The organism is Azospirillum sp. P4_B5 (assembly GCF_056402275.1).
The window spans coordinates 202,115-219,159 of sequence record NZ_JBFUHT010000012.1; the positions used below are offsets into that span (position 1 = coordinate 202,115).

The following is a 17,045-nucleotide window of genomic DNA, read 5'->3' on the forward strand; positions in this document are numbered from 1 at the left end:
CACCTTCGACCCTACGGCGTCTTCTTCGCCCGCGGGTGCGCCGAGCGGTACACCTGCATCAGCTGCTCGCTCTCCACGTCCGTGTAGCGCTGCGTCGTCGACAGCGAGGCGTGGCCCAGCAAATCCTGGATCGCCCGCAGATCGCCGCCGTCCGCCAGCAGATGCGTGGCGAAACTGTGCCGCAACGCGTGCGGCGTCGCGGTTTCCGGAAGCCCCATCAGGCGGCGCAGGTCGCGCATCCGCCGCTGCGCGATGGCCGGGGCGAGCTGCCCGCCGCGCACCCCGACGAACAGCGGCGCGTCCGGACCCTGCTTGTAGGGGCAGGCGTCCATGTAGGCCCGCACCGCCTCGGTCACCGCCGGCAGCACCGGGACGATCCGTTCCTTGTTGCCCTTGCCGGTGACGCGCAGGGTCTCGCCCAGCGGTGCCTCGCGGCGCGTCAGGTTCAGCGCCTCCGAGATGCGCAGGCCGCAGCCGTAGAGCAGCGTGAACAGCGCGCGGTCGCGCTTGCCGACCCACGGCTCGTCCGGCTCCTTCTCCGATTCCTCCAGCAGCCGGCCGGCGTCCAGCACGGTCAGCGGCTTCGGCGCCGGCCGCTTGATGCGCGGGCCGGAGAAGGTGTTGATCGCCGGGTTGTGCAGGCGCCCGTCGCGGTCCATCCAGCGGAACAGGTTGCGCACCGAGGACAGGGCGCGCGACCGACTGTTGGAGCCGATCCCCTTCATGGCGAGATGGGAGAGCCAGGAGCGGAAATCCCTGACGGTCAGCGCGGCGAGGTCGTTCATCGACGGCGGCTTCGCCTGATAGCCGGTGATGAACTCCAGGAAGGTCGCGACGTCGCCGATGTAGGCGGTCAGCGTGTGGGGCGAGACGTTGCGCTCGCTCTCCATCCAGCGGCGCCAGTGGACCAGCGTGTCCTGCACGTCGGGCTGGGCGGCGAAACCGAGGACGGGATTCTGTTTTCCGGTCATGCGTTCCGTGGGTTCAGGCCGGCAGTTCGAGCCAGCCGCGGATCACCCGCTCGACCACGCGGGCGAGGAAACCGACCAGTTCCGTCCCCTGGCCACCGTGGAAGCTGTCCGGCTCGCGGCTGCCGAAGGCCAGCATGCCGTCCGGCGTCTCGCTGGACACCTGAAGGCGGATCAGGATCTCCGACCGCACCAGCCCAGCGCCGGGGCCGTACAGCTCCGGGTCGCCCTGGATGTCGGCATTCAGCGCCACGTCGGCCTTGCCCAGCCAGCGGTCGACGGTTCCCGGCTCGACCACCCGCACGCCGGAGGTCTGGACATGGGGGGTGTCGTGGCCGTTCGATTCGACGATCAGGCAGGCGACGTCCAGGTCCAGAAGCACCGCCAGATCGGTGGTGATGGTCTGGATGAGCTGCTCGAAGCTCTGGGCGTCGAGGAGGAACAGCACCGCCGCGTGGATGCGGTTCTGGCTGTTCATGTTGGCGCGCGAGGTGCCGATCAGCTCGCGCTGCTGGTCCTTCAGCAGGCGGACCTCGCCGCGCAGCCGCTCGACCATGTAGGCCTGCAGGTCCACCACCCCGCGCCCGCGGTCCTGCGACGGCGGGGTCAGGTGGTGGACCAGCTCACCGTGATGGACCAGGAAGTCGGGATGGTCCCGCAGGTAGGCGCACACCTCCTCGGCGGTCGGCGCGTCCTTCCTCTGGGGGGTGTGTCCCGGTTCCCGGCCCATGCCGCCGTCCTCAGAGGATGGACTGGCCGGTCTTCTGCCAGTCGGCGACGAACTGGGCGAGGCCCTTGTCGGTCAGCGGATGGTTGAAGAGCTGCTTCAGAACCGACGGCGGGGCGGTGACGACATGGGCGCCCAGGCGGGCGGAGTCGACGATGTGGATCGGGTTGCGGATCGAGGCGACCAGCACCTCGGTCTTGAAGTAGTCGTAGTTGCTGTAAATCTCCACGATGTCGGCGATCAGGCCCATGCCGTCCTGCCCGATGTCGTCCAGGCGGCCGACGAAGGGCGACACGAAGCTGGCGCCGGCCTTGGCCGCCAGGATCGCCTGCGCCGGGGAGAAGCACAGCGTGACGTTGACCATCGTCCCTTCGGAGGACAGCGCCTTGCAGGTCTTCAGGCCGGCCTGGGTGAGCGGAACCTTGACCGTGACGTTGTCGGCGATCTTGGCAAGCTTCTTTCCTTCCGCCAGCATGGTCTCGAAGTCGGTGGACGCCACCTCGGCGCTGACCGGGCCGTCCACCACATCACAAATTTCGGCCACGAGGTCGAGGAAGCTGCGACCGGTCTTGGCGACGAGGGAGGGGTTGGTGGTAACACCGTCCAGCAGGCCGGTGTCGGCCAGATCGCGGATCTCGGCGATGTCGGCGGTGTCAACGAAGAACTTCATGACCAGGAATCCATGCTTGCTGAGGAAGAGCGCGCCCTGTTGCCCGGGATTCGATGCCCGGTATCGCGGCCAGGGGGCACTTTAGCCGATGCGTGAAAATTCCGCCAGATCCGGGGCCAAATCCGGGGCCAGTTCCGGAGGACCGGCGCAGGCTCTTCTGCCGGGCACGGTGCCGCCGGATGCGGACCCGCGCGTCCGCGTGCTGCTGCCGCTGCCGCTGCGCGAGGCCTACGATTACCGCGTGCCCGCCGGGATGACCCTCGTCCCCGGCGATTACGTGGAGGTTCCGCTGGGGCCGCGCCGCGTGCTGGGGGTGGTGTGGGGCGACGGCGCCGGAGTCGTGGCGGCCGCGCGGCTGAAGCCGGTGGTCCGCCGCTTCGACGTGCCGCCGATGCCGGAGGTCGAGCGCAAATTCGTGGAGTGGGTCGCCGCCTACACCATGACGCCGCCGGGCCACGTGCTGCGCATGGCGATCAGCGTGCCGTCGGCGCTGGAGCCGGCGAAGGCCATGCTCGCCTATCTGCGCAAGCCCGCCGCGGAGCCGCCGCCCGGCTTCAAGATGACCGACCCGCGGCGGCGCGTGCTGACCCTGCTGGACGACGGCCCGCCGCGCACCCCGGCGGAGCTGGCCGAGGAGGCCGGCTGCGGCGTCACCGTGGTGCGCGGGCTGGCCGAGGCCGGGCTGCTGGAGCCGGTGCTGCTGCAGCCGACCAAGCTCGGGCGGCCCGACTGCCACCGCCCCGGCCCCACCCTGTCCGCCGACCAGGAGGCCGCGGCGGCCGACCTGCGCGCCCGCGTCGAGTCCGGCGTCTATTCCACCGTGCTGCTCGACGGGGTCACCGGCTCCGGCAAGACGGAGGTCTATTACGAGGCCATCGCCGCCGCCCTGAAGGCGGGCAAGCAGGCGCTGGTTCTGCTGCCGGAAATCGCCCTGTCGGCGCAGTGGCTGGACCGCTTCGCCCGCCGCTTCGGCGCGCCGCCCGCGGAATGGCATTCCGAACTGACCGGGGCGCAGCGCCGCGACACCTGGAGGGCGGTGGCGAACGGCGAGGTGCCGGTGGTCGTCGGCGCCCGCTCCGCCCTGTTCCTGCCCTACAAGAACCTCGGCGTCATCATCATCGACGAGGAGCACGACTCCGCCTACAAGCAGGAGGAAGGGTCGATCTACCACGCCCGCGACATGGCCGTCGCGCGGGCGCATCTCGGCGGCATCCCCACGGTGCTGGTCTCCGCCACGCCGTCGCTGGAGACCAAGGTCAACGCCGACAGCAACCGCTACGCCCGCATCGAACTGCCGGGCCGCCACGGCGGCGCCGTGCTGCCCGACGTCGAGCTGGTGGACCTGCGCAAGGACCGGCCGCCGGCCCGCCACTGGCTGGCCCCGTCGCTGAAGAAGGCCATCGAGCAGACGCTGGCGGAGAAGGAGCAGGTGATGCTGTTCCTCAACCGCCGCGGCTACGCCCCGCTGACGCTGTGCCGGGCCTGCGGGCACCGGCTGCAATGCCCCAACTGCACGGCGTGGCTGGTCGAGCACCGGCTGGCCCGCAAGCTCCAATGCCACCATTGCGGCCTGTCCCAGCCGCTCTCGCCGACCTGCCCGGAATGCGGCGAGGAGGGCACTTTGGCGGCCTGCGGTCCGGGCGTGGAGCGCATCGCCGAGGAGGTGGCGGAGCTGTTCCCGGACGCCCGCGCCGCCATCATGGCATCCGACACGCTGTTCGGCCCCCGCGCCATCCAGGAGATGGTCCGCCGCATCGCCGACCACGAGCTGGACATCCTGATCGGCACCCAGGTCATGGCGAAGGGCCACCATTTCCCCATGCTGACGCTGGTCGGGGTGGTCGACGCCGATCTCGGGCTGGCCGGCGGCGATTTGCGGGCGGGGGAGCGGACCTACCAGCTCCTTCATCAGGTGGCCGGGCGCGCCGGGCGCGGCGAGCGGCCGGGGCGGGTGATGCTGCAGACCACCATGCCCGAGCATCCGGTGATGCAGGCGCTGGCCGCCGGGGACCGCGACGGCTTCTACCAGCTGGAGGCGGAGATGCGGCTGGAGGCCGGGATGCCGCCCTTCGGACGGCTGGCCGCCCTGATCGTGTCGGGGGAGGACGCGGCGGCGGTGGAGAAGCTGTCCATCGCCCTGGGCCGCGCCGCGCCGCGCAGCGACACCGTCGCCGTGCTGGGACCGGCCCCGGCGCCGCTCGCCCTGCTGCGTGGGCGGCATCGGCGGCGCCTGCTGCTGAAGGCGCCGCGCACCGTTCAGGTGCAACCCTTGATCGCTCATTGGTTGGAGCAGGTGGCGATTCCGCCCAACGTGCGCGTGCAGGTGGACGTGGATCCCTACAGCTTCCTGTAGAAGAGATGTCGCGCCCGTTAAGAATCGTCGGACTCCTGTAAAGGGGGGCTGCGACCGATTGTCCCTGCGCGCTCCGCAAGGCACCTGTGACGTTTGGTCCGTTGCGGCCGGCGGGTCATGGTATTACCAGAGTATGGAAGTCATCTTTCGCCGAGCGATCTCATGTCCAGGCTGCGCGGTCGTTTCCACCTCCACACCTTGCTGACGGTTCTTCCGGTTCTCGCCCTGCTGGCGATCATCGCGCTCGCGGCGGGCGTACCCGCCCAGACCCGGGGGACGGAATCGGACGCCAAGGCGCTGCTCGACAAGACCAGCGGCTATTTGCGCCAGCACGGCGCGGAGAGCGCGCCGGACGCCTTCGCCCAACGCGACGGCGCGCTGATCGACCGCGACCTCTACCCGATGCTGATCGACCGCGACGGCGTGATGGTGGCCCATGGCTGGACGCCGTCGCTGAACGGCGCGAACCTCAAGGACCTGAAGGACGTCGACGGCAAGCCCTTCATCCGGGAGGCGCTGGACATCGTGGCGGAGCGGGACTCGGGCGCCGTCAGCTACAAATGGACGGACCCGCTGTCCGGCCAGATCGCGCCGAAGACGATGATCGTGCGCCGCATCGTCCTGGGCGGCGAGCCCTATCTGCTGTCGGTCGGCGTGTATCGCTGACGGCCGACTCGGACTTTTCCGAAGGGTGAAAAAGGCACTTAGAGCACCGAGACGGAACGGTCGGTCCGCGGGCGGGGACGCCAGATCGACAGGCATTCGGCGGCGCTGCCTCCCGATCCGATGCCGTACCAGCCGGAGCGGTCGTTGAAGGACAGGCTGTAGCGCCCGCGCCCGTCGCGCTCGAACCGGAAGACGGGACGGTCCACGCCGGGCAGGAGAACAAGGAGCCGGTCATGCTCCCGGCCCGTTTCGCGGATGACCCCGGCCCAATGGCCAAGGCGCAGCTTCGGCTCGGCCACCGCCTCGAAGTCGTTGAGGTCGGCGGGCGTGAAGCGGGCGCAGGAAAAAGCGACGACGGTCATGATTGGCCTGGGTTTGTCCTGTCAGACGGGCTGTGGGGCGACCCTGCGCGTGAATGGTTAAACGGGTGTTAAGTGGCGCGTTAGGTCACAGTCTGGTCTCTGGACCGTCGCGGAGCGAGACCCGGAAAAACGGACCTCGAAGAGGGCAGGGACATCGGATGACGAGGTGATCCGTTGCGGTTGTGAAGTGGTATGCCCATTTCCAGCCGCCACCGCCAAGAGCGGACCCCACGCCGCAGGGGCGCAAAACGCCGCACGCAAGCCGCGTGCAAATTGTCCAGACCCCGTTGCGCAGGGCCTAATCCTGTGATATTGGACCGCTCGCTTTCGCGGGCTGGGCCGCCGCGATGTGGGTTTTGCCCTATTTAAGGCCCTGAAAATTCACCGTCTACCGAACTCAATTCGAGGGATCAGGTGGCAATCGAAGGTACAGGCGTTTCCGAACTCGCTAAGCGCTACTCCATCGCGCTGTTCGAGCTTGCGGACGAGAACAAAGCGTTGGATCAGGTCGCGAGCGATCTGGTTGCGCTGAAGCAAATCCTGGCTGAGAGCGCCGACCTTCGCCGCCTCGTCCGCAGTCCCGTGATCAGCCGCGCCGACCAAGGCCGGGCGATGGCCGCGGTTCTGGACCGCGCCGAAGTGTCCGATCTGACCAAGCGCTTCATCGGGCTGGCGGCCAAGAACCGCCGCCTGTTCGCGCTGGAAGGCATGATCGAAGGCTATCTCGCCGAACTGGCCCGCCGCCGTGGCGAAGTGACCGCGCAGGTCACCTCCGCCCAGCCGCTGAGCGACGCTCAGCTGGCCGCGGTGACCGACACGCTGAAGGCGTCGATCGGCTCCAAGGTGTTGGTCAACACCTCGGTCGATCCCGCGCTGATCGGGGGCATGATCGTTAAGTTCGGCTCGCGCATGGTCGACACCTCGGTGCGCACGAAGCTGAACAAATTGCAACTCGCCATGAAGGCCTCAGGGGGATCAGTCTGATGGATATCCGCGCCGCAGAAATCTCTGCGATCCTCAAGCAGCAGATCGCGAATTTCGGGACCGAGGCGGACGTCGCCGAGGTCGGACAGGTCCTCTCCGTGGGTGACGGCGTCGCCCGCGTGCACGGCCTGGACAACGTGCGCGCCGGCGAGATGGTCGAGTTCCCCGGTGGCATCAAGGGCATGGCGCTGAACCTCGAGACCGACAACGTCGGCGTCGTGATCTTCGGCACCGACAGCGAGATCAAGGAAGGCGACACCGTCAAGCGCACGGGCACCATCGTGGACGTGCCGGTCGGCAAGGGTCTGCTGGGCCGCGTCGTGGACGGCCTGGGCAACCCGATCGACGGCAAGGGCCCGCTGGTGGACGTCACCCGCACCCGCGTCGAGGTCAAGGCCCCCGGCATCATCCCGCGCAAGTCGGTGCACGAGCCGATGCAGACCGGCCTGAAGGCCGTCGACAGCCTGGTTCCGATCGGCCGCGGCCAGCGCGAGCTGATCATCGGTGACCGCCAGACCGGCAAGACCGCCGTCGTCATCGACACCTTCCTGAACCAGAAGCCGATCAACCAGGGCGACGACGAGAGCAAGAAGCTCTACTGCATCTACGTCGCCGTCGGTCAGAAGCGCTCCACCGTCGCCCAGATCGTCAAGACCCTGGAAGACGCCGGCGCCCTCGAATACTCCATCGTCGTCGCGGCCACCGCGTCGGAGCCGGCCCCGCTGCAGTTCCTGGCGCCCTACACCGGCTGCACGATGGGCGAGTATTTCCGCGACAACGGCATGCACGCCCTGATCGTGTACGATGACCTGTCCAAGCAGGCCGTCGCCTACCGTCAGATGTCGCTGCTGCTCCGCCGTCCGCCGGGCCGCGAAGCCTACCCGGGCGACGTGTTCTACCTCCACAGCCGCCTGCTCGAGCGCGCCGCCAAGATGGGCGACGCTCACGGCAACGGCTCGCTGACCGCACTGCCGGTCATCGAGACGCAGGCCGGCGACGTGTCGGCCTACATCCCGACGAACGTGATCTCGATCACCGACGGTCAGATCTTCCTCGAGACGGGCCTGTTCTACAAGGGCATCCGTCCGGCCATCAACGTCGGCCTGTCGGTGTCGCGCGTCGGCTCCGCCGCCCAGATCAAGGCGATGAAGCAGGTCGCGGGCACCATCAAGATGGAACTGGCCCAGTACCGCGAGATGGCCGCCTTCGCGCAGTTCGCCTCGGACCTCGACGCCGCCACCCAGCGCCTGCTGGCCCGTGGCGCCCGTCTGACCGAGCTGCTGAAGCAGCCGCAGTTCCAGCCGCTGCCGGTCGAAGAGCAGGTCGTGTCGATCTTCTCGGGCGTGAAGGGCTACCTCGACAAGATCAAGGTCGAGGACGTCAACCGCTTCGAGCAGAAGTTCCTCGCCGAGGTCCGCTCCAAGGGGGCCGACATCCTGGCGACGATCCGCAACGAGAAGCAGATCACCTCTGCGACCGAGGAGCGCCTGAAGGCCTTCCTCGACAACTTCTCCAAGGTGTTCGTCTGATCGACGGCGGGGGCGCAGTCCCTGCGCCCCGTCCGTCAACCCGAACGACCCCGAGCGGAATGAAGGGCCGGCATGCCTAACCTCAAGGACCTAAAGAACCGGATCGCCAGCGTCCAATCGACGCGGAAGATCACCTCGGCGATGAAGATGGTCGCCGCCTCCAAGCTCCGCCGCGCGCAGGAGCAGGCGGAAGCCGGTCGTCCCTACGCCGAGCGCATGGGCCGCATGCTGGCCTCTCTCGCGGCCAACGTGCAGGACTCGGGCAACGGCCCGAAGCTGATGACCGGCACCGGTTCCGATCAGGTGCATCTCCTCGTCATCATCAGCTCCGACCGCGGCCTGTGCGGCGCCTTCAACGGCGCCATCGTCCGTGAGTCCCGCCGCCAGATCCAGCGCCTCCAGTCGGAAGGCAAGACGGTCAAGCTGCTCACCGTCGGCCGCAAGGCCCGCGACCAGCTGCGCCGCGAGTACGGCTCGCTGATCGTCGAGACCTACGAGGATGTGGGCCGCCGCAAGCTGTCCTTCGCCGACGCCGATGTCGTCGCGCAGAAGGTCCTCGCGATGTACGACGCGGGCGAGTTCGACGTCTGCTCGGTGATCTTCAACAAGTTCAAGTCGGCGATCTCCCAGATCGTGACCGTCCAGCAGCTCGTTCCCTTCGCCGTCGAGGCGCAGGCGGAAGAGGACGCCGCGGGCGCCGAGGTCAAGGCGATCTACGAGTTCGAGCCCGATGAGGAGCAGATCCTCGCCGAGCTGCTGCCGCGCAACCTGTCGATCCAGGTCTACCGCGCCCTCCTGGAAAGCGCCGCGTCCGAACAGGGCGCCCGCATGACCGCGATGGACAACGCGACGCGCAACGCCGGCGACATGATCAACAAGCTGACGATCACCTACAACCGCACGCGCCAGGCCTACATCACCAAGGAGCTGATCGAGATCATCTCCGGCGCCGAGGCGGTTTAACGGCGCAGCGTTCGCGGTCGATACGACGGCACATCCGACAATTATCGAGTTCCGAGGGAGCTTTACTCCATGGCCACCACCACCCAGGCGACGAACGCCGCCGGCAAGATCACGCAGGTCACGGGCGCCGTTGTCGACGTCCAGTTCGACGGCGAGCTGCCGGCCATTCTGAACGCGCTGCACACCCAGAACGACGGCAAGACCCTCGTGCTCGAGGTTGCGCAGCACCTCGGCGAGAGCACCGTCCGCGCCATCGCCATGGACAGCACCGACGGCCTGGTCCGCGGCGCCGCGGTGACGGACACCGGCGCCCCGATCGCCGTGCCGGTCGGCCCGGCCACCCTCGGCCGCATCATCAACGTGATCGGCGAGCCGATCGACGAGCGCGGCGACGTCGGCGCCGAGCGCACCCTGCCGATCCACCGTGCGGCCCCGGACTTCGTCGAGCAGTCGACGGACGCCGAAGTGCTGATCACCGGCATCAAGGTCATCGACCTGCTGGCTCCCTACGCCAAGGGCGGCAAGATCGGCCTGTTCGGCGGCGCCGGCGTGGGCAAGACCGTGACCATCATGGAGCTGATCAACAACGTCGCGAAGGCGCACGGCGGCGTGTCCGTGTTCGCGGGCGTGGGCGAGCGCACCCGTGAGGGCAACGACCTCTACCACGAGATGATCGAGTCGGGCGTCATCAAGCTCGACGGCCCGGGCTCCAAGGTGGCCCTGGTGTACGGCCAGATGAACGAGCCGCCGGGTGCCCGCGCCCGCGTCGCCCTGTCCGGTCTGACCCTCGCGGAGTATTTCCGCGACGAGGAAGGCCAGGACGTGCTGTTCTTCGTGGACAACATCTTCCGCTTCACGCAGGCGGGTTCGGAAGTGTCGGCTCTGCTGGGTCGCATCCCGTCGGCGGTGGGTTACCAGCCGACGCTGGCCACCGACATGGGCGCCCTGCAGGAGCGCATCACCTCCACGAAGAAGGGGTCGATCACCTCGGTGCAGGCCATTTACGTGCCCGCCGACGATCTGACCGACCCGGCCCCGGCCACCTCCTTCGCCCACCTGGACGCCACCACGGTGCTGTCGCGCTCGATCGCCGAAATGGCGATCTTCCCGGCGGTGGACCCGCTGGACTCGACCAGCCGCATCCTGGACCCGCGCGTCGTCGGTGAGGAGCACTACACCGTCGCCCGTTCGGTGCAGCGCGTTCTGCAGACCTACAAGTCGCTGCAGGACATCATCGCGATCCTGGGCATGGACGAGCTGTCGGAAGAGGACAAGCTGGTCGTGGCCCGCGCCCGCAAGATCCAGCGCTTCCTGTCGCAGCCGTTCCACGTCGCCGAGGTGTTCACCGGCACCCCGGGCGTGCTCGTCAGCCTGGAAGACACCATCAAGGGCTTCAAGGGCATCGTGAACGGCGACTACGACCACCTGCCGGAAGCGGCCTTCTACATGGTCGGCACCATCGACGAAGCCATCGCCAAGGCGAAGAAGCTGGCCGCCGAAGCCGCCTGATCACGGTCGGCTGACGTTCGGTAACGAGGCTAACCCTCTCCTCCGCCCGCGCGGGGGAGGGGGTTCTTATGAAGAGGCACCAGGAAACCCATGGCCGATAAAGTCGAATTCGAGCTGGTCTCTCCGGAGAAGCTGCTGACCTCGCAGCCCGTCGACATGGTCGTGGTGCCGGGTTCGGAAGGTGACTTCGGCGTCCTCGCCGGCCACTCGCCGATGATTTCGACCGTCCGTCCGGGCGTGATCGACGTCTATGAGGCCGACCGCGTGGTCGACCGGGTGTTCGTCGCCGGCGGCTTCGCCGAAGTGACCGAGACCCGCTGCACCGTCCTGGCCGAGGAGGCCATCGCGGTCGCCGAGATCGACCGCGCCAAGGTCGAGCAGCAGATCCGCGACCTGGGTGAGGATCTGGAAGACGCCAAGTCCGACGACGAGAAGGCCCGCGTGGAGGCGAAGATCGCCGTCGCCCGTGCCAAGCTCGACGCGACCGGCGCGACCACGCACTGACACCGGGGCCGGCCCGGCGGCGGTAAACGCCGGCTGGGCCGTTTCCGTTGCATTGCGCCTTCGCAGCCATACATAGTGTCCCGCAAGGGATCGAACGCCTCCCGGCCCGTCCGTCGAGGCGTTTTTGTTTTTATGGTCCTGTTCTCCGTCAGAGCGTGGAACAACCGGCCCGGAACGGCGGCCGCAGCGGGAGTGGAGTGTGGCGTTGCACTGGAAATACGAAGAGCTTCCCTGGGATCACTTGGACCACAGCAAGGTCGATCCCGATCTCGTCCCGCTCATCAAGGCGGCGGCCCTGGTGGAGTTCAACGCCGACGACTACACGGCCTACCTCTGCAACGTCTTCCACGACGATCCCAAGTTCCAGGAGGTCGCGCACGGCTGGGCGGTCGAGGAGGTCCAGCATGGCCGCGCGCTCGGCAAATGGGCGGAGCTGGTCGATCCGACCTTCGACTTCGACCGCGCCGTCGAGCGTTTCCGCGCCGGCTACAAGGTGCCGATCGACCTCGACGCCTCGGTCCGCGGCTCGCGCACCGGCGAGATGATTGCCCGCTGCATGGTCGAGACGGGCACCAGCAGCTACTACGCGGCCATCGGCGATTCGACGGACGAGCCGGTCCTCAAGCTGATCTGCAAGAACATCGCCGCCGACGAGTTGCGCCACTTCAAGCTCTTCTACACCTACACCAAGAAGTATCTGGAGCTGGAGCAGCTCAACAAGTTCCAGCGGCTCAAGGTCGCGCTGTCGCGCATCGGCGAGTCGGAGGACGACGAGTTGGCCTACGCCTACTACGCGGCCAACGCGCCGGAGGGCGAGCCCTACGCGCACAAGACCTACAATCAGGCCTACATGCGCCGCGCCTACGGCCGCTACCGGCCCAAGCACGTCGACCGCGCGGTGGCGATGGTCTTCAAGGCCTGCGGGCTCAAGCCGCACACCCGCTTGTACAGCGTCGCCGCCCGCGGCGCCTGGTGGCTGATCGAAAGCCGCGCCAAGCGGCTCGCCAAGGTCGCGTAAACGGTCGGGCCTCAATTGTAGCCCTCTCCCCTCCGGGGAGAGGGTGCCCGCGAGGCGGGCGGTGAGGGGGTTGCGCGTGGCGGTACGTCCAGCACAAGCGCAACCCCCTCACCCTAACCCTCTCCCCAGAGGGGAGAGGGGACTTCAAATGCAATTCTCCTAAAATCAGCCCCGCCGCAGCGCCGCGATGATCGGGGCGAACTCCGCCAGGACCGACTCGTAAACCGGGCGCTTGAAGGGCACGATCAGGCCGGGCAGGTCGTCGGCATCAACCCATTTCCAGGCGTCGAACTCCGGGTGCTCCGTGGCGAGGTCGATGTCGGCGTCCATGCCGGTGAAGCGGGCGGCCAGCCAGACCTGCTCCTGACCGCGCCAGCGGCCCTTCCAGACCTTGCCCAGCAGATGATCGGGCAGGTCGTAGCGCAGCGTCTCCGCCGTCTCCCCGAGGATCTCGGCCTTGTCGGTGCCGATCTCCTCCTTCAGCTCGCGCAGGGCGGCCTCATGCACGCCCTCGCCTTCGTCGATGCCGCCCTGGGGCATCTGCCAGGCGTCCTTGCTGTCGCAGCGCTTGGCCACGAAGACCTGCCCGCGGTCGTTGAGCAGCATCACCCCCACGCAGGGGCGGTAGGGGAGAGTCTCGCGGTCGATGACCTTCTTGCTCATGCGCCTTATTGCTTCTGCAGGTTGGCCACGGCGGAGACCGGCACGATGGCGATGCCACGGTCGGCCAGCCCGGTGAGCCACAGGTTGATCCGTTCGATGGTGCTGGGGTAGGGCGCGCCGATGCCCACCGCGGCGCCGTTGGCCTTGGCGATGGCCTCCAGCTCGGCGAGCTGGTCGTCAATGGCGCCGCGCGACAGGTCGCGGTCGATCACCCGGTCGGCGAAGGCCCGCGGCACTCCGGCCTGACCCGCCAGGGTGCCAGCGACGCTGCGCGGGTTGGCGCGGGCGTCCAGGACCATCAGGCCGCGCGCCTTCATCGCCGCGACGACCGGGTTCACCGCGTCGGGGTTGGCGGTGAATTTGCTGCCCGTGGTGCTGGTGATGCCGACATAGCCGACCGCCTTGCCCAGCGACCATTCCAGCCGCTCCATGTTGCGCTCGGGCGGCAGCATGGTCAGCAGGGCGTTGGGGCCGGGATCGTTGCGCGGATAGTCCTGCGGCTCCATGGGGACCGAGAGCATCACCTCGTGTCCCTTGCCGCGGGCGCGCTCGACCCAGTTGTCCAGCCGGTCGGCGTAGGGGACGAAGGCCAGCGTGATCGTCGGCGGCAGCTTCTGCAGGGCGTTGCCGGTGGTCACGCCGGATATGCCCATCTCGGCCAGAACGATGGCGATGCGCGGGCGTCGGTCGGCGGCGGGAAAGGGCCGGGCATAGACCTGCCAGGGCTTTCGCCCGTCCTCGGCGATGCGCGGCAGCGGCCCGTTGCGCGAATCCTCGACCAAACCGGGGACCGGCGCCGGCGTCAGGGTGACCGGCTCGTTCACAGCCACAGCGAGCGGCGGCGAGGGAGCCGCGGCGGCGGGCGGCGGAGGAGCCGCCGGTGGGGAGGCCGCAGGCGGAACCGGTTGCACGGGAACCGTCGCCGCGGCGGGCGGTGCCGCCGGCGGTGCCGGGGGCTGAGCGCCCTTCACCGCCACCTCGACACGGGGAATGGCCGCCTGCCACGCCTCGGTGGTGTGCGCTGCGTTCATCGCCAGCCAGCCGGCCAGCCCGCCCAGCCCAAGGGCCAGAACGGCGTAGGCGCCGAGCAGCCTCTTGGCGAGGGGCGACAGCGGGCGGCGTTCCTTGCGCGCGCGGGGAGCGTCGTCCGAATCGCCGCCGGCCCTCCGGCGCCGGAGGCGGGCCAGCAGGCCGGGTCCGGAACGTTCCCGTTTCGCGGGCTTCAGGCGGCCCAGCAGGGCGGCAGCGTTCACGGACCCGTTCCCTCCCCTCAGTGCGCGCGGGCCTGGAACAGGGCGACGCCCCGCAGCAGGTCGAGCGCGCGGGCCAGCTGGTAATCGAAGGGCGGCTGGTTGGGCGCGCCCTCCCCATTCTCCGCGGACGGCGCCGCCGGGGCGTTGCCGTTGGCCGGAGCGGGAGTCGCACCCGGCGCTGCGCCCGGAGCCGAGCCGGGCGCCGCCCCGGGAGCCGGAGCGTTGCTGGCGCCCGGCGCCGGGGCCGGCTGGGTGGTGGCCGGGCGGGGGGCGTCCGGGTTGCGCAGCGCGCCGCGCAGGTCGCTCTCGCGGCGGCGGATCAGACCCTGGTCGGTTTCCTCGACGCGGGCCGGATGCACCTCGATGTCCGGGGCGATGCCCAGCGCCTGGATCGACTTGCCCGACGGGGTGTAGTAGCGCGCCGTGGTCAGGCGCATGGCGCCGTGGCCGGGCAGCGGGATGATCGTCTGGACCGAGCCCTTGCCGAAGGACTGGGTGCCGAGGACGAGCGCCCGCTTGTGGTCCTGGAGCGCGCCGGCGACGATCTCGGACGCCGAGGCCGAGCCGCCGTTGATCAGCACCACGACCGGCAGGCCCTTGGCGAGGTCGCCGGGCTTGGCGTTGTAGCGCGTGCCCTCCTCCGCCTTGCGGCCGCGGGTGGAGACGATCTCGCCCTTCTCCAGGAAGGTGTCGGAGACCGAGACCGCCTGGTCGAGCAGGCCGCCGGGGTTGTTGCGCAGGTCGAGGACGTAGCCCTTCAGCTTGTCGCCCAGCTGCTGCTGGATCGAGGCGATGGCCTTCTCCAGCCCTTGCTGCGTCTGCTCGTTGAAGCTGGTGACGCGGACGTAGCCGATGTCGCCCTCGGTGCGGTAGCGGACCGACTGCACCTTGATGACGGCGCGGGTCAGCGTGACCTCGAACGGCTCGCCGGCCTCGCCGCGGCGCACGGTGACCTTGATGTCGCTGCCCACCGGGCCGCGCATCTTCTCCACCGCCTCGTTCAGCGACAGGCCCATCACCGCCTCGCCGTTGAGCTGGATGATCAGGTCGCCCGGCTGCAGCCCGGCGCGGAAGGCCGGCGTCTCGTCGATGGGGGAAACGACCTTGATCAGGCCGTTCTCCATCGTCACCTCGATGCCCAGCCCGCCGAACTCGCCGCGGGTCTGAACCTGCATGTCCTGGAAGCTCTTGCGGTTCAGGTAGCTGGAATGCGGGTCGAGCGAGGTGAGCATTCCGTTGATGGCGGATTCGATCAGCTGCTCGTCCGTCGTCGACTCGACATACTCGGCGCGCACGCGCTCGAACACGTCGCCGAACAGGTTGAGCTGGCGGTAGGTCTCGGAACTGTTGCCGGTGCTGTTCACCTGCGCGGTGACGGTGGCGACGCCGGCCCCCAGAAACACCAGGGCCGCGGCGGTGGCGGCACGCTTGACTATCCTCATCTACCCTTGTCCTTTCCCCTCCGGGGCGCCGAAACCGCGCTGTGGATTGATCGGCTGTCCGTGACGTCGTAGCTCGAAGTAAAGATCGGGTGACCCGTCGGTGGGCATCAGGCCAATGGGCTCCCCCGTGGCCACGCGCCGTCCGACGGCCGTGTCGATGCGGCCAAATCCAGCGATGAGACTATGATATCCGTGGCTGTGTTCCACGATCAAGATTTGGCCATAGCCGCGGAACGGCCCGGCGAAGACGATCGTTCCGGCTTGCGGTGACACCACCGTCGAGCCGGCGCGGGCCTGGATGGTGACGCCCCGGCTGGTCGCGCCGTAGCGGTCGGCCTCGCCGTAGCGGACGGTCACCCGGCCGCCCACCGGCAGACGCTCTCCCGCAGGGGCGCTGGGCGCGGCGCGGGCGGTTTCCGCCTCGGCCCTGGCCCGCTGGTCTGAGGCGCGCTGCTCCGCGAGTTTCTGTTCGGCCTGCCGTTGCTCCGCTGCCTTCTGGTCCGCCAGCTTCTGCTCGGCAGCTTTTTGCTCGGCAAGCCGGCGTTCGGCTTCGCGGCGCTCCGCCTCCAGCCGCTCGGCCTCGCGCTTGGCCGCCATGGCGGCGGCGCGGCGTTCGGCCTCGATGCGGTCCATCAGCTGGCGCAGGTCGGCGGCCTGACCGGTCAGCCGGGCGGTGCGCTGGGCGACCTGCTGCCGCTCCTCCTCGGTCTGGCGCGACAGCTCCTCGCGCCGGGCGACGAGCTGGCCGATCTCCTTCTGGCGGTCGATCAGGGTGAGGCGGGCGGCGTAGGTGCGGCTGCGCTGGGCCTGCAGCGTCTCGCGCGTCTCGGCCAGCCGGGTCAGCGCCTGGGCCAGCGCATCGGCGCGGGCGCGCAGGGCCGGGACCGTGTCGCGCAACAGCAGGGCTGAGCGCAGCGTGTCCACCGGCCCGTCCGGGCGGGCCAGCGCCGCTTCCGGGGGGATACGGGCGACGCGCTGCAGGGCGGCGAGCAGGGCGGCGATCTGCTGCCGCTCGCCCTCCAGCTTTTCGGCCTGGTTGCGCTCCTGCGTCTCCAGGGCGGTCAGGGACTCTTCGAGATGGACGAGTTCGTCTTCCTGCGCCCGCTCCTGATCGGCGAGGCCGACCAGCCGGTCGCGCAGCTCGTCCAGCTCCTTCTGAAGCGTCTGGGACTGGCGGTCGAGCTGCTTTTGCAGTGCCTTGTCGGACTGGATGTCCTGCTCCACCCGCTTCAGCGTCTGGCCGGGGGACTCGGTCTGCGCCGTGGCGGCGGTGGAGATGACGAGAAGTGTGGCGGTCAGCAGGGTGGCTGTCAGCAGGGCCGGGCGCCAGGAAAGCGCCCGTCTCAGCCCGGCGCCTTGCGGAACGGAGACGGGGAGGGGGAGCAGAGCAACACCCGCCGGATGATCGCGCCCTGCGCCCATGCCCGGTTCTGC

At 68.9% G+C, this 17,045-nt stretch carries 16 protein-coding genes; 8 read left to right on the plus strand and 8 right to left on the minus strand.

The window, feature by feature from the left end; all coding sequences use genetic code 11:
- Positions 1 to 11: 11 nt before the first annotated feature.
- From AC1DVI_RS12470 to fsa, 3 genes are read right to left on the minus strand one after another with little or no spacing between them, the layout of a single operon-like run.
- Positions 12 to 971, minus strand: a complete 960-nt coding sequence (locus tag AC1DVI_RS12470) for a tyrosine recombinase XerC (protein ID WP_476958231.1) — start codon at positions 969 to 971, stop codon at positions 12 to 14.
- Positions 972 to 984: 13 nt separating this feature from the next.
- Positions 985 to 1,698 carry a DUF484 family protein gene (locus AC1DVI_RS12475; RefSeq protein WP_476958232.1) on the minus strand — a complete coding sequence of 238 codons (714 nt, stop codon included), beginning with the start codon at positions 1,696 to 1,698 and terminating at the stop codon, positions 985 to 987.
- A 10-nt stretch (positions 1,699 to 1,708) separates the two neighbouring features.
- Entirely contained in the window at positions 1,709 to 2,365 is a 657-nt protein-coding gene (fsa, locus tag AC1DVI_RS12480) for a fructose-6-phosphate aldolase (protein WP_149164252.1), read from the minus strand.
- A gap of 88 nt (positions 2,366 to 2,453) precedes the next feature.
- On the opposite strand from fsa, the gene AC1DVI_RS12485 reads away from it, so the two are divergent.
- Entirely contained in the window at positions 2,454 to 4,718 is a 2,265-nt protein-coding gene (locus AC1DVI_RS12485; RefSeq protein WP_476958233.1) for a primosomal protein N', read from the plus strand.
- Between the two features lie 162 nt (positions 4,719 to 4,880).
- A complete protein-coding gene (locus tag AC1DVI_RS12490) occupies positions 4,881 to 5,384 on the plus strand; it encodes a cache domain-containing protein (RefSeq protein ID WP_247889824.1) in 504 nt (167 codons plus the stop codon).
- A 38-nt stretch (positions 5,385 to 5,422) separates the two neighbouring features.
- Here the strand turns inward: AC1DVI_RS12490 and AC1DVI_RS12495 are convergent, their stop codons facing one another.
- Positions 5,423 to 5,746 carry a hypothetical protein gene (locus tag AC1DVI_RS12495; protein WP_149164255.1) on the minus strand — a complete coding sequence of 108 codons (324 nt, stop codon included), beginning with the start codon at positions 5,744 to 5,746 and terminating at the stop codon, positions 5,423 to 5,425.
- Between the two features lie 414 nt (positions 5,747 to 6,160).
- On the opposite strand from AC1DVI_RS12495, the gene AC1DVI_RS12500 reads away from it, so the two are divergent.
- The 6 genes from AC1DVI_RS12500 to AC1DVI_RS12525 all read left to right on the plus strand — a co-directional run bounded on the left by AC1DVI_RS12500 (position 6,161) and on the right by AC1DVI_RS12525 (position 12,253).
- On the plus strand, positions 6,161 to 6,730 hold the full coding sequence (locus AC1DVI_RS12500; protein WP_476958234.1) for a F0F1 ATP synthase subunit delta: 570 nt from the start codon (positions 6,161 to 6,163) through the stop codon (positions 6,728 to 6,730).
- The gene (atpA, locus tag AC1DVI_RS12505) at positions 6,730 to 8,259 is read left to right on the plus strand and encodes a F0F1 ATP synthase subunit alpha (protein WP_035671446.1); all 1,530 of its coding nucleotides are present in this window, start codon (positions 6,730 to 6,732) and stop codon (positions 8,257 to 8,259) included. The genes AC1DVI_RS12500 and atpA overlap by 1 nt, the downstream gene beginning before the upstream one ends.
- A 72-nt stretch (positions 8,260 to 8,331) precedes the next feature.
- Positions 8,332 to 9,222 carry a F0F1 ATP synthase subunit gamma gene (locus tag AC1DVI_RS12510; RefSeq protein WP_476958235.1) on the plus strand — a complete coding sequence of 297 codons (891 nt, stop codon included), beginning with the start codon at positions 8,332 to 8,334 and terminating at the stop codon, positions 9,220 to 9,222.
- A gap of 69 nt (positions 9,223 to 9,291) precedes the next feature.
- On the plus strand, positions 9,292 to 10,731 hold the full coding sequence (atpD, locus tag AC1DVI_RS12515) for a F0F1 ATP synthase subunit beta (RefSeq protein ID WP_476958236.1): 1,440 nt from the start codon (positions 9,292 to 9,294) through the stop codon (positions 10,729 to 10,731).
- Between the two features lie 90 nt (positions 10,732 to 10,821).
- Complete coding sequence (locus AC1DVI_RS12520) at positions 10,822 to 11,235, plus strand: F0F1 ATP synthase subunit epsilon (protein WP_149164258.1); 414 nt, start codon at positions 10,822 to 10,824, stop codon at positions 11,233 to 11,235.
- A 199-nt stretch (positions 11,236 to 11,434) separates the two neighbouring features.
- Complete coding sequence (locus tag AC1DVI_RS12525) at positions 11,435 to 12,253, plus strand: acyl-ACP desaturase (RefSeq protein WP_476958237.1); 819 nt, start codon at positions 11,435 to 11,437, stop codon at positions 12,251 to 12,253.
- A gap of 165 nt (positions 12,254 to 12,418) precedes the next feature.
- Here AC1DVI_RS12525 and AC1DVI_RS12530 read toward each other — a convergent pair whose 3' ends face one another.
- The 4 genes from AC1DVI_RS12530 to AC1DVI_RS12545 are packed head-to-tail and all read right to left on the minus strand — an operon-like array spanning position 12,419 to position 17,033.
- Positions 12,419 to 12,916: an RNA pyrophosphohydrolase gene (locus tag AC1DVI_RS12530; RefSeq protein WP_476958238.1), complete on the minus strand. Its 498-nt coding sequence runs from the start codon at positions 12,914 to 12,916 to the stop codon at positions 12,419 to 12,421.
- A gap of 5 nt (positions 12,917 to 12,921) precedes the next feature.
- Complete coding sequence (locus tag AC1DVI_RS12535; RefSeq protein ID WP_476958239.1) at positions 12,922 to 14,169, minus strand: divergent polysaccharide deacetylase family protein; 1,248 nt, start codon at positions 14,167 to 14,169, stop codon at positions 12,922 to 12,924.
- 17 nt (positions 14,170 to 14,186) lie between these two features.
- Positions 14,187 to 15,611, minus strand: a complete 1,425-nt coding sequence (locus tag AC1DVI_RS12540) for a S41 family peptidase (protein WP_476958240.1) — start codon at positions 15,609 to 15,611, stop codon at positions 14,187 to 14,189.
- Positions 15,612 to 17,033 (minus strand): murein hydrolase activator EnvC family protein, encoded by a 1,422-nt coding sequence (locus AC1DVI_RS12545; RefSeq protein ID WP_476958241.1) that lies wholly within the window; start codon positions 17,031 to 17,033, stop codon positions 15,612 to 15,614.
- Between the last annotated feature and the right edge of the window lie 12 nt (positions 17,034 to 17,045).

Bases quoted from the DNA above. Each gene is read 5' to 3' on its own strand.
- AC1DVI_RS12485 (WP_476958233.1), top strand. From the start codon at position 2,454: ATGCGTGAAAATTCCGCCAGATCCGGGGCCAAATCCGGGGCCAGTTCC.
- AC1DVI_RS12490 (WP_247889824.1), top strand. From the start codon at position 4,881: ATGTCCAGGCTGCGCGGTCGTTTCCACCTCCACACCTTGCTGACGGTT.
- fsa (WP_149164252.1), bottom strand. From the start codon at position 2,365: ATGAAGTTCTTCGTTGACACCGCCGACATCGCCGAGATCCGCGATCTG.
- AC1DVI_RS12510 (WP_476958235.1), top strand. From the start codon at position 8,332: ATGCCTAACCTCAAGGACCTAAAGAACCGGATCGCCAGCGTCCAATCG.
- AC1DVI_RS12545 (WP_476958241.1), bottom strand. From the start codon at position 17,033: ATGGGCGCAGGGCGCGATCATCCGGCGGGTGTTGCTCTGCTCCCCCTC.
- AC1DVI_RS12520 (WP_149164258.1), top strand. From the start codon at position 10,822: ATGGCCGATAAAGTCGAATTCGAGCTGGTCTCTCCGGAGAAGCTGCTG.
- AC1DVI_RS12475 (WP_476958232.1), bottom strand. From the start codon at position 1,698: ATGGGCCGGGAACCGGGACACACCCCCCAGAGGAAGGACGCGCCGACC.
- atpA (WP_035671446.1), top strand. From the start codon at position 6,730: ATGGATATCCGCGCCGCAGAAATCTCTGCGATCCTCAAGCAGCAGATC.
- atpD (WP_476958236.1), top strand. From the start codon at position 9,292: ATGGCCACCACCACCCAGGCGACGAACGCCGCCGGCAAGATCACGCAG.
- AC1DVI_RS12495 (WP_149164255.1), bottom strand. From the start codon at position 5,746: ATGACCGTCGTCGCTTTTTCCTGCGCCCGCTTCACGCCCGCCGACCTC.
- AC1DVI_RS12530 (WP_476958238.1), bottom strand. From the start codon at position 12,916: ATGAGCAAGAAGGTCATCGACCGCGAGACTCTCCCCTACCGCCCCTGC.
- AC1DVI_RS12470 (WP_476958231.1), bottom strand. From the start codon at position 971: ATGACCGGAAAACAGAATCCCGTCCTCGGTTTCGCCGCCCAGCCCGAC.
- AC1DVI_RS12540 (WP_476958240.1), bottom strand. From the start codon at position 15,611: ATGAGGATAGTCAAGCGTGCCGCCACCGCCGCGGCCCTGGTGTTTCTG.